Source organism: Pantoea sp. Cy-640 (assembly GCF_011752635.1).
GTDB classification, from domain to species: Bacteria; Pseudomonadota; Gammaproteobacteria; order Enterobacterales; family Enterobacteriaceae; genus Pantoea; species Pantoea dispersa.
This window is the reverse complement of sequence record NZ_VWXB01000010.1, coordinates 20,570-33,832: the sequence shown is the minus strand read 5'-3', so window position 1 is coordinate 33,832 and position 13,263 is coordinate 20,570. Positions and strand designations below refer to the sequence as shown.

Annotated in this window: 11 protein-coding genes and 3 tRNA genes; 11 read left to right on the top strand and 3 right to left on the bottom strand. The window is 57.2% G+C overall.

Annotated elements, in window-relative coordinates; genetic code table 11:
* Positions 1-128 precede the first annotated feature (128 nt).
* The 3 genes from F3J36_RS20515 to F3J36_RS20505 form a co-directional block, all read right to left on the bottom strand.
* Positions 129-2,609 (bottom strand): fimbria/pilus outer membrane usher protein, encoded by a 2,481-nt coding sequence (locus F3J36_RS20515; protein ID WP_166720463.1) that lies wholly within the window; start codon positions 2,607-2,609, stop codon positions 129-131.
* A gap of 123 nt (positions 2,610-2,732) precedes the next feature.
* Complete coding sequence (locus F3J36_RS20510; protein WP_166720462.1) at positions 2,733-3,449, bottom strand: fimbria/pilus periplasmic chaperone; 717 nt, start codon at positions 3,447-3,449, stop codon at positions 2,733-2,735.
* 43 nt (positions 3,450-3,492) lie between these two features.
* The gene (locus tag F3J36_RS20505; RefSeq protein WP_166720461.1) at positions 3,493-4,035 is read right to left on the bottom strand and encodes a fimbrial protein; all 543 of its coding nucleotides are present in this window, start codon (positions 4,033-4,035) and stop codon (positions 3,493-3,495) included.
* Positions 4,036-4,358: 323 nt separating this feature from the next.
* On the opposite strand from F3J36_RS20505, the gene mltB reads away from it, so the two are divergent.
* The 11 genes from mltB (at position 4,359) to F3J36_RS20450 (ending at position 13,232) form a co-directional block, all read left to right on the top strand.
* On the top strand, positions 4,359-5,441 hold the full coding sequence (gene mltB, locus F3J36_RS20500) for a lytic murein transglycosylase B (protein WP_166720460.1): 1,083 nt from the start codon (positions 4,359-4,361) through the stop codon (positions 5,439-5,441).
* An 86-nt stretch (positions 5,442-5,527) separates the two neighbouring features.
* Positions 5,528-5,863 carry a zinc ribbon domain-containing protein YjdM gene (locus F3J36_RS20495; RefSeq protein ID WP_021507336.1) on the top strand — a complete coding sequence of 112 codons (336 nt, stop codon included), beginning with the start codon at positions 5,528-5,530 and terminating at the stop codon, positions 5,861-5,863.
* A gap of 214 nt (positions 5,864-6,077) precedes the next feature.
* Positions 6,078-6,854, top strand: coding sequence for a trans-aconitate 2-methyltransferase (tam, locus tag F3J36_RS20490; protein WP_166720459.1), 777 nt, complete (start codon positions 6,078-6,080; stop codon positions 6,852-6,854).
* Positions 6,855-6,956: 102 nt separating this feature from the next.
* Entirely contained in the window at positions 6,957-7,451 is a 495-nt protein-coding gene (pncC, locus tag F3J36_RS20485) for a nicotinamide-nucleotide amidase (protein ID WP_058776003.1), read from the top strand.
* A 93-nt stretch (positions 7,452-7,544) separates the two neighbouring features.
* A complete protein-coding gene (recA, locus tag F3J36_RS20480) occupies positions 7,545-8,615 on the top strand; it encodes a recombinase RecA (RefSeq protein WP_021507334.1) in 1,071 nt (356 codons plus the stop codon).
* Positions 8,616-8,722: 107 nt separating this feature from the next.
* Positions 8,723-9,238: a regulatory protein RecX gene (locus tag F3J36_RS20475; RefSeq protein ID WP_247653227.1), complete on the top strand. Its 516-nt coding sequence runs from the start codon at positions 8,723-8,725 to the stop codon at positions 9,236-9,238.
* Between the two features lie 135 nt (positions 9,239-9,373).
* Complete coding sequence (gene alaS, locus F3J36_RS20470) at positions 9,374-12,001, top strand: alanine--tRNA ligase (RefSeq protein ID WP_166720458.1); 2,628 nt, start codon at positions 9,374-9,376, stop codon at positions 11,999-12,001.
* Between the two features lie 249 nt (positions 12,002-12,250).
* Positions 12,251-12,436 (top strand): carbon storage regulator CsrA, encoded by a 186-nt coding sequence (gene csrA / locus F3J36_RS20465; RefSeq protein WP_088516490.1) that lies wholly within the window; start codon positions 12,251-12,253, stop codon positions 12,434-12,436.
* Positions 12,437-12,743: 307 nt separating this feature from the next.
* Positions 12,744-12,836 (top strand) — tRNA-Ser (locus tag F3J36_RS20460).
* A gap of 9 nt (positions 12,837-12,845) precedes the next feature.
* A tRNA-Arg gene (locus F3J36_RS20455) sits at positions 12,846-12,922 on the top strand.
* A gap of 233 nt (positions 12,923-13,155) precedes the next feature.
* Positions 13,156-13,232: transfer RNA gene (locus F3J36_RS20450), tRNA-Arg, on the top strand.
* The last annotated feature ends 31 nt before the right edge of the window (positions 13,233-13,263 follow it).

Genomic DNA, 13,263 nt, shown 5'->3' with positions numbered 1-13,263 from the left:
TTTTGCGCAGCCCGCTTCATCCGCCAGCCGATGTTTCTGGCTGGCGACCATATCAAATTGCGACCGGCGGTAAAAAGCAAATTTTACGCGGCGGGGAAAACTGTGGAGCCAGCGCGCAAATTCGGCGCTTAGCCGCGGCCGGGCGAGGCCGCGGCCGCGCTACAGGTGAGCGTCAGTTCGGTCAGCGTCACTTTCTCGCCTTCCCGCACGTCGGGCAGGCGATAAGGCAGCTGGCAGCGTTCATTGCTGTTGCTACCCCAGCGTACCGTCAGGACACCCTGCGGCTGGTGTACGCGCGCGTACAGCTGCCCGCCCTGGCCGGTACTGCCGACGCTGGCACCGCTCTCATCCACCACTTCCGCACCAAACGGCAATGGTTTACCGGCAAAGCTGCCGTTGATCAGCAGTGGCAGGCCGCGCTGAGCGTTGAAATTCACTTTCACCACAGCACCGGCCCAGGGGGCGACGCGCTGCTGGGTGTTGTTCAGCTCCAGATCTTCCGGCGCGTTTTTGGTGTCGATGGCAATATCGTTGAGCTGATAGGGGTTGAGGTACGGCACGGCAGCATAGCCTGCGCTATCGATTTCCACGCCCGGATAGCCGGAAACATTCGCACCGTGCGCACCTTTCGCTTCAACCAGTGCGAAGGTTTCACCGCTGTAAGGCGACGGCGTGATACCACCGCTGTGCACCAGCAGCGTGCCGCTGGCACCTGCCGAGAGGCTGCGGTAACCGTTACCCTGGGCTGCGCTGGCATTCAGGCTGCTCCACGGCGCACGGTACTGACCGTTGAGCGATCCGCTGTCGCCGTTACGCACGTCGTGGCTGCCGGTAACGCTATAGCCAAACTGATTGTCGGCACCCAGATTGCCTGAGACCGACGCCTGCTGACTGTTGCCGCCCTGACTATCACGGTTCCAGTCAAGGCGCACGTAAGGCTGATGCGCATTGTCATCGCTCCCCAGCGGGAAGCTGAGTGAGAACAACCAGGTATCCTGCTGCATGCCCTGACGATTGCGCGAGCGGCCGGCGCTGATGCCCCAGGTGACGGAACGGTAGCGGTTGCTATAACCCAGCTGATACTGCACATCACTACCGTGATTGTTCCAGTAGTTTTGCACCGAACCACTGACATAAAACTGCCCCCACGCTGGCGGTAATGTCTGCGAGGCGGTGAGCGTGGCGCGATTCTTTATCCGGCTAAAGCCACGGGCATCACTCCCCTGCAGGACCGCTTCGCGTGACTGGATGGCGGTCATGAAATCCATAAAGCCGCTGGTGGAGAAACGGTAGGTGGCCAGCGAAATATTACTGCCGGTGTCGGTGATGGTTTTGTTCCAGCTCAGACGGTAGCTTTGCCCGCTCATGCTGTCGCCACGATTGCTCAGATGCGCACGCGCCTGCGTTACGTCGGCCGCGACAGCGCCAATCGGCGTGGATACCGCCCCGCCAAACAGCAGCGCATAGTAGTTCTGGCTAAGCTGCATGCCACTGTAGGCGGTGAGAGCGTTGGTCAGGCCATGCTGGATGGTGCCCTGATACAGTGCGGGACGTCCGGCGACAAAATCGCTGCGCAGCCGGCCTGCGGTCAGTGAGTAGCGCGAAGTGCCGGGACGCAGTAGCTGCGCGACTGAAGCATAAGGCACGCTGAAACGCTGCACGCTACCGTCCGCTTCGGTTACGGTCACCTCGAGATCGCCACCGTAGCCGGTGGGATAGAGATCGTTGATCAGGAATTCACCGGGTGAAACCGTGGTTTCATAAATCACCTGGCCGGCCTGGCGCACGGTGACGCGGGCGTTAGTGCGTGCGATGCCGCGAATATCGGGCGCATAGCCACGCTGTGACGCGGGCAGCATGCGTTCATCGGTGGCCAGCTCCACGCCAGTAAACGGCAGGGTATCAAACAAGACGCCGGAGGTGGCCGATTCACCGGCCAGCAGGCGCGCGCGCAGCGGCGTAATGTCGCGCTGCATATAGCTGTTCAGCGCGCTGTAGCGGGCACCCGTAGTACTGCCCTGATTAAACACGCCGTTATGGCGAAAATACCAGCCGGCGACGTTATAGCCAGCGTTAACCTGCGCATACAGAGAGTTTTCGTTGCCGTAGCGCGTGGTATTTTGCCAGGCGTTGAGGCTATAGCCGAGCAGGCCGCCGTTAATACCGCGGTCCCAGCGCGACGGACTGACTTCACCAAAGGCATGATTATCCAGATACCGCTGCGGTACGGAGATATCGAGACGTTGTTCACTGCTATTAAAGCTGACGCGCGCATCCGGCATGATCGCCGCCAGGTCGGTACAGGCTGCGGGCTGAGCCAAAGCCTGACGCATCGCCGCAGAGAGCTGCGACTCGCGAAAGGTGACCAGCGCCAGCAGCCCCGGCGATAAACAGGGTGCGACGCGCTTGCCTTGCTGCTGCAGCTCTACGTCTTCGCTGGCAATGAAGCTGTCATTGAGATAAACGGTTGCCGGATAGCGTCCTGGCGTGGCGCTGGCTCCATCGGCAAAACGCGACAGATCATAGTGCTGACCGCCAAAGCTATTCAGAAAGGCAGGATCAAATTGCGCGTGGGTGGCGACGTCTCTTTCCGCCTCCGCGCCAGCCACGGCGGGAAGCAGAAAGCCTGAGCATAATAACAGTGTCTTGACGGCGGCGGAGGGCCGCGCTGCTTTTAATAAGGGGTTTTTAGTGGTCATAACAGACTTGTTTATGCAGGTTCAGGCCGATCGTCAGTGGATAACGGCTTCGCTGGAGACGATGGCGCCGTAATCATTCACCCAATCAGCAACAAGGGTTTTTCCGCTCGCCGCGCCCGTCAGCCTGAAGCTGGCATTGCTCTCCGGCGCCACCATTTCTGCGCTGGCGGCTTTAGCATTGCTCTCTTTCAGGCGCACCGAGACCAGCGAAACGTGCCAGGGCGAGGCGTTGATTGCCGTGACTTCGCCGTTATGCAGCGTCCAGCGCAGCGATTTGGCGGCTTCCGCTGGCGTGCCCGGCAGTCCGGTCGGCCGGAAAAACAGCTTGATGCGCGTGCGGAAGGCCATCTGCAGAAAGTTGTTACTGCTGGCATCCGCTGGCTTCGACGGTATTTCCAGCACGTTCAGCCAGAACACGCTTTCACGATCCGTCGGTAGCGGCTGACCGGTATAGCTGATGCGCAGCGTTTGCCCCTGTTTCGGCTCGATGCGATTAATGGGCGGCGTCAGGACAAAGGGCACCTGCAGCGTTTGCGGATTGGCATTTATATCGCCCTTGTCCAGCCAGCTCTGCACCAGTACCGGCGCCGTCCCTTCATTACTCAGCTGAACGGTGACGTTCTTCTCTTTTTGCGGATAGATAACCCGCGTGCCGTTGATAACCACCCCGGCCTGCGCACCGCCGGACAGCAGGACAAGCAGAGTCAATAAAAGCGCGGACACGGCCGCGCGCCCGGTGTTGCAACGCATGGAAGCTCCAGAAAGAAAGGGGGCAGCATCAGCCCCCGAAAAATTATTTGTATTGAAGGGAGTAGGTGACGTTGCTCACCACGGTGCCGGCCGTCGCGGCGTTAGTCGCGTAGTAACGTACGGCGTAGGGCAGGGTGGTGTTACCGCTGGAGATATCCACGTACTGGGTGTTGGTCATCTGGTTGCTGTTACCTACATCAATCGGTGCCTGAGTGGTGCTTGAGCCATCCAGCAGCTGCAGCTGTACGTTGGTGGCGCTGCCGGTAGTGTTTTTCAGACGGCCGCTGGTCATGTCTACGCTGGGACCGGCTTCGAAAAAGGCGGACGCGGTCTTCAGCGTGCCCTTACAGTTAGTCAGCGTCATGAGGAACTTCGTCGTACCACCGGTTTCACCCGCTTTCTGGAAATCGCTGGTGCTCAGCGTTGGCAGCACGACAGTCGAGCTTGGGCCTTTGCCGTCGACGGAGACGTCGCAGGTAGAGGCGGTCAGTTCACCGTTGAAGGTAATGGTGCCTGAAGAGGCGGCCTGTGCACCTGATACGGCAGCCATCGCGACCAGAGCGGAAAGAAGGGTTAATTTTTTCATTTTTACTATCCATATGCGTGTTATGAGGGGAGCGGAATGCCTGCGTGCAGGTGAGCACTCCGGGACGAAGCGTCCTTTCTTTGCTGAAGGTACCTAAGGCACCGACACTGGCGCGTCCGGTATCTCCGGCACGGGGATATATTCAGTCAGCGTGAAGATGAGAAAAATCAGACGGGATGTTTCGACTTGTAAGTTGCGGACTACAAAATGATCAAAAATTGAACCCGGTGTATGGCGGCGTAAATTTACGACATTGCTCTGTAAGTCGCTTCGTTGAACGATTACCATGAGCATTCGTGTTTCATCTGGCTTATGGATATCCGATGCGTTTTAAGGTTGCTCTTCTTCCGCTTATGTGTTTGCTTGCTGCCTGCAGCAGTAAGCCTGCCCCCCAGCAGCAATCCGCCGTTGTGCCTGCACCGAAAGGGGGGTTTTTACTGGAACCTTCTCACGCCATTCAGCCGATGTTTGGCGACTTTGCCGGTAATCCGGCGGCAGAACAATTTATCGATCAGATGGTGGCGAAGCACGGTTTCAATCGCGACCAGCTGCATGCGGTCATTGGTCAGGCGAAGCGACTGGATTACGTGCTGCGTCTGATGGATCAGCAGGCGCCGAGCTATACGCCGCCGAGCGGGCCGAACGGCGCGTGGATTCGCTATCGCAATAAATTCATCACCCCGGATAACGTGCAGAACGGCGTCGCCTTCTGGAATCAGTATCAGGATGCGCTGCAGCGCGCCCAGCAGGTGTATGGCGTACCGCCGGAGATCATTGTCGGGATTATCGGGGTGGAAACACGCTGGGGTCGGGTGATGGGCAAAACCCGTCTGCTGGATGCGCTGGCGACGCTCTCGTTTAGCTATCCGCGCCGTGCCGCTTACTTCAGCAGCGAGCTGGAAACCTTCCTGCTGATGGCGCGCACCGAGCAGGACGATCCGCTGGATCTGCGCGGCTCTTTCGCCGGTGCCATGGGCTACGGCCAGTTTATGCCATCCTCCTATAAGCAGTATGCGGTCGATTTTAATGGCGACGGCCATATCAATCTGTGGGATCCGGTGGATGCCATCGGCAGCGTTGCCAACTACTTCAAAGCGCACGGCTGGCGTTCCGGTGAAAACGTCGCCGTGCCCGCCAGCGGTCAGGCACCGGCGCTGGAGAACGGTTTCAAAACCTCTTATTCAGTGAATACGCTGGCGGCCAGCGGTCTGGCACCGCAGGGTTCGCTGGACGGCAACAGCCAGGTCAGCCTGCTGCGGCTGGATCTCGGCACCAGCTATCAATACTGGTACGGTCTGCCTAATTTCTACGTGATTACGCGCTACAACCACAGCACGCACTATGCCATGGCGGTGTGGCAGCTGGGGCAGGCGGTCGCCCAGGCGCGTCAGGGCAACATGCTTTAATCCTGTCCTTATAAAGTATGAGGGTATAAGATGGCGCCCGTTTTGCGGTGCCTTTTTCATCGCATACCGACCACTGAGGAATATGTATGACGACTTTACCTGCCTGCCCGGCCTGCCAGGCAGATTACACCTGGCAGGAGGGTGAAAACCTGAACTGCCCCTCCTGCGGCCATATCTGGTCCGCCAGCGCGGATGACAGCAGCGAAGGGCTGGTGGTGCGCGATGCCAACGGTAACCTGCTGGCAGATGGCGATAGCGTAACCGTAGTGAAAGATCTCAAGGTGAAAGGCAGCTCTTCCACCCTGAAAATCGGCACTAAGGTGAAAAGCATCCGTCTGGTTGAAGGTGACCACAATATCGATTGCAAAATCGACGGCTTCGGTCCGATGAAACTCAAATCTGAGTTTGTGAAAAAGAACTAATTGCAGGACGGCCATGCGCCGTCCTGTTGCTTTCTCCCTTCTGGTTGGGCTGGTAACCACAGCCTCACCAGCGCGCGATATCGCCACGCCCGAACCTGCTGTCTCTGCTTCCGCTGCGCCACTCACACTTTTCCGGCAACCGCACTTTTCTCTTCGCACCTCGCGCAGCAAAACAGGTAGTGTGTGACTCTTCCACACAGACAGGAGCGTTGCTATGCAAGACTGGAATCCCCAGCTGTATCGTCAGTTTGAATCTGAGCGTACGCGCCCGGCACAGGAGTTGCTGGCGCGTATTCCCGTCAATGAGGTGCGCTTTGCTACGGACCTGGGATGTGGCCCGGGCAACAGCACGGAACTGCTGGTGCAGGCCTGGCCGCAGGCGCACATCACCGGCATCGACAGCTCTGAGGCGATGCTGGAACAGGCGCGGCAACGCCTGCCGGACTGTGATTTTCGTCAGGCCGATATCCGCAGCTGGCAGCCTGAGCAGCCGCAACAGGTCATTTATGCCAATGCGTCGCTGCAATGGCTGACCGACCACGAAACCTTGTTGCCGCATCTGGTAAACCAGCTGGCACCGGGCGGTGCACTGGCGGTGCAAATGCCGGATAACCTGCAGGAGCCGTCGCATCGTCTGATGCGTGAGGTGGCGGCCAGCTCACGCTGGCAGGCGCATATTTCGCCTCAGGCGGCAGAACGCAAACGCCTGCTGAGCAGCGATCGCTACTATGATTTATTAGGCGATGCAGGCTGTCAGGTCGATATCTGGCGCACCACTTACTATCATCCGATGGCGGATGCGCAGGCGATCATCAGCTGGCTGCGTGCCACCGGGCTGCGTCCGTTCCTTGCCGCGCTGGATGAAGCGCAGCAGGCTGACTTTTTACACGACTATCATCAGGCGCTGCTGCCCGCTTACCCGACGCGCAGTAATGGACAGGTTTTGCTGGCCTTTCCGCGTTTATTTATGGTGGCGGTGAAAACGCGCTGACCTCACCGGAACGCAGCGCGCAAAATGCGACGGTGGCGGTTGAAAAGGGCTTGTTGCCGCACCATTTACTGCTAACGTGAAGCGCCACAACAGGAGAAGGCGATGAACGACGAACAACTTCAGCAGCTCAGCCGACGTATTGGCGAACAGCTCAGGCATCGTCAGGCGACGGTGACGGCGGCGGAGTCCTGTACCGGCGGCTGGATTGCTAAGGTATTTACCGACATCAGCGGCAGTTCGGCGTGGTTTGAGCGCGGCTTCGTAACCTATAGCAATGAGGCCAAGCAGCAGATGGTTGGCGTGCAGGCGGCGACGCTGGCGCAGCACGGTGCCGTCAGTGAGCAAACGGTACGCGAAATGGTGACCGGCGCCTGTGCCGCGGCCGGCGCCGGCTACGGTATTGCGGTGAGCGGTATCGCCGGGCCGGATGGCGGCACGGCAGAAAAGCCGGTCGGTACCGTCTGGTTTGCGCTGGCAGGTCCGGAGGGCCGCGTGCTGGCGCAGCGCCAGCAGTTTGCCGGCGATCGTGATGCTGTCCGGCGTCAGTCGGTTAGCTGGGCGCTGCAGGCACTGCTGGATGAATTTCTGACAAATTAAACTTGATACTGTATGACTATACAGTATAATTAGCGGCAACAGAACGAGCAGGCATACACGGTGCCCGCTCACCCGGCATGATTAGGAGTGGAAATGGCGATTGACGAGAACAAACAGAAGGCTTTAGCTGCCGCGCTGGGCCAGATTGAGAAACAATTTGGTAAAGGCTCCATCATGCGCCTGGGTGAAGACCGCTCGATGGATGTTGAAACCATCTCTACCGGCTCCCTGTCGCTGGACATCGCGCTGGGCGCGGGTGGCCTGCCAATGGGCCGTATCGTTGAGATCTACGGACCTGAGTCCTCCGGTAAAACCACGCTGACCCTGCAGGTCATTGCTGCTGCGCAGCGTAAAGGCAAAACCTGTGCCTTTATCGATGCCGAGCACGCGCTGGATCCGGTATACGCCAAGAAACTGGGCGTCGACATTGATAATCTGCTGTGTTCGCAGCCGGATACTGGTGAGCAGGCGCTGGAGATCTGTGATGCGCTGGCCCGTTCGGGTGCGGTAGACGTGATCATCGTTGACTCCGTGGCGGCGCTGACGCCGAAAGCGGAAATCGAAGGTGAAATCGGTGATTCGCACATGGGTCTGGCTGCGCGTATGATGAGCCAGGCGATGCGTAAGCTGGCGGGTAACCTTAAGCAGTCCAACACGCTGCTGATCTTCATCAACCAGATTCGTATGAAGATTGGTGTGATGTTCGGTAACCCGGAAACCACCACCGGTGGTAACGCCCTGAAATTCTACGCCTCTGTGCGTCTGGATATCCGCCGTATCGGCGCCATTAAAGAGGGCGACGAAGTGGTGGGGAGCGAAACCCGCGTTAAAGTGGTGAAGAACAAAGTGGCAGCACCGTTTAAGCAGGCTGAGTTCCAGATCATGTACGGTGAAGGCATCAACACCTTCGGCGAGCTGGTTGACCTCGGCGTGAAGCACAAACTGGTGGAAAAAGCCGGTGCGTGGTACAGCTACAACGGCGATAAAATCGGCCAGGGTAAAGCGAACGCTACCAACTTCCTCAAAGAGAACCCGGCGATTGCCAATGAACTCGACGTTAAGCTGCGTGACATGCTGCTGACCGGTGCAACGGCAGAAGCGGCGACAGCGGATAGCGCGGCTGATAAATACGAAGAAGCCAGCGAAACCAACGAAGATTTCTAATCATACCCACGGGAGCAGCAATGCTCCCGTTTTGCTTTTTCCCGCCCGTGCTTTTCCTCTCTGCCTTCTTGCTTTACCCTGCGCAACAGTCACAACAAGGTAATCCTATGTCATCGACCTCATCACAGGCTCCGGAGCCAACCTTTTCCCGGGTACTCGATCGTGCCATGCGTATTTTGTCGCAGCGCGACCATAGCCGCGACGAGCTGAAACGCAAACTGCAGCTGAACAATCAGCGTGCGGCCTGGCTGCAGCAGCAGGAGAGCCAGCCGATACCGGAAGCGCTGCTGGAGAAAGTGCTCGACTGGTGTCAGGAGAATGGCTGGCTCAACGACCAGCGTTTTACTGAACGCTTTATTCAGAGTCGCGCGCGCAAAGGCTATGGTCCACAGCGGGTGCGCATGGAGCTGCAGCAAAAAGGCATCGACCGCGATGAGATCAACCAGGCGCTGTTCGATAGCGAGGTTGACTGGAGTCAGTGCGCGGCCGAGGTCGCTAAACGTAAATTCGGCGAACCGCTGCCGCAAAGCTGGGCGGAAAAAAGCAAAGTCCAGCGCTTTCTGATGTCGAAAGGCTTTATGATGGAAGACGTTCAGGCGATTTTCAGAAATATTGACGACTGAAAGGCGATGGGATTTTACTTCCCATTGAAGAAAATTTATCTTATTCCCACTTTTTGTTCCTCAGTCAGTGGCGGGCCGGGCGCATGCGGTTTGCCAGCGAAAGGGAACGTTCGTTAGCGTGATTCCAGGAATTTTATGAGCAAGAGCACTGCTGAGATCCGTCAAGCGTTTCTCGACTTTTTTCATAGCAAGGGACATCAGGTTGTAGCCAGCAGCTCCCTCGTACCAAACAACGATCCGACGTTGCTGTTTACTAACGCCGGCATGGTGCAATTTAAAGACGTTTTCCTTGGTCAGGACAAGCGCGATTATTCGCGTGCCACCACGTCGCAGCGCTGCGTGCGTGCCGGCGGTAAGCACAATGACCTGGAAAACGTCGGCTACACCGCGCGTCACCACACCTTCTTTGAAATGCTGGGCAACTTCAGCTTTGGCGACTACTTCAAGAAAGAAGCTATTGCCTACGCCTGGGAACTGCTGACGGGCGAGCAGTGGTTTAAGCTGCCGAAAGAGCGTCTGTGGGTAACCGTATACGAAACCGATGGCGAAGCCTTTGAAATCTGGGCCAATGACATCGGCGTACCGCGCGAACGTATTATCCGCATTGGCGATAATAAAGGCGGTGCTTACGCCTCTGACAACTTCTGGCAGATGGGTGACACCGGCCCTTGCGGCCCGTGCACCGAAATCTTCTACGATCACGGCGACCATATCTGGGGCGGTCCTCCGGGCAGTCCGGAAGAAGATGGCGATCGCTATATCGAAATCTGGAACATCGTATTCATGCAGTTCAACCGTCAGGCCGACGGCACCATGCAGCCACTGCCGAAACCGTCGGTGGATACCGGTATGGGCCTTGAGCGTATCGCCGCGGTACTGCAGCATGTGAACTCCAACTATGAAATCGATCTGTTCGCGAAGCTGATTAACGCGGTGGCGCAGGTAACCGGTGCCACCGATCTGAACAACAAATCACTGCGCGTGATCGCCGACCACATCCGTTCGTGTGCCTTCCTGATTGCCGATGGTGTTATCCCGTCGAATGAAAACCGTGGCTATGTGCTGCGTCGCATCATTCGTCGCGCGGTGCGTCATGGCAACATGCTGGGCGCGAAAGAAGCGTTCTTCTACAAACTGGTGGCTCCGCTGATCGAGGTGATGGGCGCAGCAGGTGAGGATCTCAAGCGTCAGCAGAAGCACGTTGAGAACGCCCTGAAAAATGAAGAAGAGCAGTTTGCTAAAACGCTGGAGCGCGGCCTGGCACTGCTGGACGACGAGCTGGCGAAGCTGAAAGGCGACACCCTCGACGGCGAAACGGTGTTCCGTCTGTATGACACCTTCGGCTTCCCGGCGGACCTGACTGCTGACGTATGCCGTGAGCGCAATCTGAAGATTGACGAAGCGGGCTTTGAAGCGGCGATGGAGCAGCAGCGTCAGCGTGCGCGTGAAGCCAGCGGCTTCGGTACCGATTACAACACGGTTATCCGCTTTGATACGCCGACTCAATTCAAAGGTTACGACCACCTGTCGCTTGAGGCGACGGTGCAGGCGCTGTTTGTGGACGGCCAGCAGGTTGAGCAGGTGGCTGCCGGGCAGGATGCGGTGGTGATTCTGGATCAGACCCCGTTCTACGGTGAGTCTGGCGGCCAGGTGGGCGATACCGGTACTCTGACCGGGCAAAATGCTGAATTTAGCGTGCAGGATACGCAAAAATATGGCAAAGCCTTTGGTCATATCGGTAAGCTACGCCAGGGGCAGCTGCGGGTGGGCGATCGCCTGCAGGCGCAGGTTGATGAAGTGCGTCGTTCGCGCATCATTCTCAACCACTCAGCGACGCATCTGATGCACGAAGCGTTGCGCGAAGTGCTGGGCGATCACGTTGGCCAGAAAGGCTCGCTTAACAACGACAAGTACCTGCGTTTTGACTTCTCACACGGCGAAGCCATGAAGCCGCAGCAGATTCGTGCGGTTGAGGATATCGTTAACGCCCAGATTCGCCGCAACCTGCCTATCACTACTAACGTGATGGACCTGGAAGAGGCGAAAGCGCTGGGCGCCACCGCGCTGTTCGGTGAGAAGTACGATCAGCGTGTGCGCGTGGTCAGCATGGGCGAATACTCCATTGAGCTGTGCGGCGGTACGCACGCGGCCCGCACCGGTGACATCGGCCTGTTCCGCATTCAGGGCGAAGCCGGCACGGCGGCGGGTATTCGCCGTATCGAAGCGGTGACCGGTGAAGCGGCGATTGCACAACTGCATGCGCAGAGCGATCAGCTAACCGACATTGCTCAGGTGGTGAAAGCCAACCACAGTAATCTGAACGAGAAAGTGCGCGGACTGGTAGAAAACGTGCGTGCGCTGGAAAAAGAGCTGCAACAGCTACGCGATCAGCAAGCGGCGCAGGAAAGCGCTTCACTGAGTAGCAAAGCGGTTGAGGTGAAGGGCGCGAAACTGCTGGTAAGCGAACTCAGCAATGTCGAGCCAAAAATGCTGCGCACGATGGTGGACGATCTGAAAAATCAGCTTGGTTCTGCTGTCATCGTACTGGCAACCGTTGCAGAAGGTAAGGTGTCGCTGATTGCTGGCGTCACCAAAGATCTGACCGATCGGGTGAAGGCCGGTGAGCTGATTGGCGAACTGGCTGCGCAGGTTGGCGGTAAAGGCGGCGGGCGTCCGGACCTGGCGCAGGCTGGCGGAACCGACGCCCAGGCACTTTCTGGCGCGCTGGCTGGCGTGCCGGAGTGGGTGAGTAACCGGCTGTAACGAAATAAAATTAAGCATCGTGAAGAGCGCCAGAAACATCTGTTTCGGCGCTTTTTAACGCGGTGTGCACCAGGTAATGACAAAGTCCGGTTGATGTAGTGTATTTCGGCTAAACTAACTATCAGCAGAATGTATTGGCATGGCAGAATACAATGGTGTATTTGTCATAGGCATTGTTCAGCGTTATATGATGGATATGGCCGGGAGACCGAACAGGCCCGACTCTTTTAATCTTTCAAGGAGCAAAGAATGCTTATTCTAACTCGTCGAGTTGGTGAAACCCTCATGATTGGTGATGAGGTAACTGTAACGGTGCTGGGTGTTAAGGGTAACCAGGTCCGCATAGGCGTAAACGCGCCAAAAGAAGTGTCGGTTCACCGTGAAGAGATCTATCAGCGTATTCAGGCTGAAAAAACACAGAGTACATCTCAATAACGTATTCAGTGCCTCGCTGTGTGGCGAGGCGCTACCGCTTCTCTCCCTCCCGTCGCTGTTTTTATCCGTTCACGCTTTCCTGATTTTTCCGCGAATTATGTCGGCTGCCGCACGCTTTTACTGTTGATAAATCACTCTTTTTGTCGGCAAAACATGCGGATTGCACGTCATTTGCGCAATCAAACCTGAATCGGTAAAAAGTCGGGAAAAATTGTTTGACTTATAAGTCCGGGAAAGTAATATGTGCGCCACGCAGTGCCGATGAGCGGAAACAAAGTTCAAAAGCACGGTTCGCAAGAACGCGTAAGGTGAGGTGGCCGAGAGGCTGAAGGCGCTCCCCTGCTAAGGGAGTATGCGGTCAAAAGCTGCATCCGGGGTTCGAATCCCCGCCTCACCGCCATTTTCCGATGCATCCATAGCTCAGCTGGATAGAGTACTCGGCTACGAACCGAGCGGTCGGAGGTTCGAATCCTCCTGGATGCACCATCTTTTTCAGGATGGAAAGTGCCTCAGTGTGTCATGAAGCGATGAGCTTTCAGGGCGTACTAAGGAGGATAACGTTGCTTCAGCAACGGCCCGCAGGGTGAGGCGCAAGCCGAATAATCCTCCTGGATGCACCATCTTCGGATATGGTATTTACTTCAGAGTAGTAAGAGTGAACGAGTAGTTCCTTTCATGGTGAGTTGTTAGCTCCCTGCGTTGTACAAGAATCATTTAATGCATCCATAGCTCAGCTGGATAGAGTACTCGGCTACGAACCGAGCGGTCGGAGGTTCGAATCCTCCTGGATGCACCATCTTCTCCGAGATGGAAAGTGCCTCAGTGTG

Bases quoted from the DNA above. Each gene is read 5' to 3' on its own strand.
- F3J36_RS20505 (WP_166720461.1), bottom strand. From the start codon at position 4,035: ATGAAAAAATTAACCCTTCTTTCCGCTCTGGTCGCGATGGCTGCCGTA.
- F3J36_RS20495 (WP_021507336.1), top strand. From the start codon at position 5,528: ATGACGACTTTACCTGCCTGCCCGGCCTGCCAGGCAGATTACACCTGG.
- F3J36_RS20475 (WP_247653227.1), top strand. From the start codon at position 8,723: ATGTCATCGACCTCATCACAGGCTCCGGAGCCAACCTTTTCCCGGGTA.
- F3J36_RS20510 (WP_166720462.1), bottom strand. From the start codon at position 3,449: ATGCGTTGCAACACCGGGCGCGCGGCCGTGTCCGCGCTTTTATTGACT.
- tam (WP_166720459.1), top strand. From the start codon at position 6,078: ATGCAAGACTGGAATCCCCAGCTGTATCGTCAGTTTGAATCTGAGCGT.
- recA (WP_021507334.1), top strand. From the start codon at position 7,545: ATGGCGATTGACGAGAACAAACAGAAGGCTTTAGCTGCCGCGCTGGGC.
- mltB (WP_166720460.1), top strand. From the start codon at position 4,359: ATGCGTTTTAAGGTTGCTCTTCTTCCGCTTATGTGTTTGCTTGCTGCC.
- pncC (WP_058776003.1), top strand. From the start codon at position 6,957: ATGAACGACGAACAACTTCAGCAGCTCAGCCGACGTATTGGCGAACAG.
- alaS (WP_166720458.1), top strand. From the start codon at position 9,374: ATGAGCAAGAGCACTGCTGAGATCCGTCAAGCGTTTCTCGACTTTTTT.
- csrA (WP_088516490.1), top strand. From the start codon at position 12,251: ATGCTTATTCTAACTCGTCGAGTTGGTGAAACCCTCATGATTGGTGAT.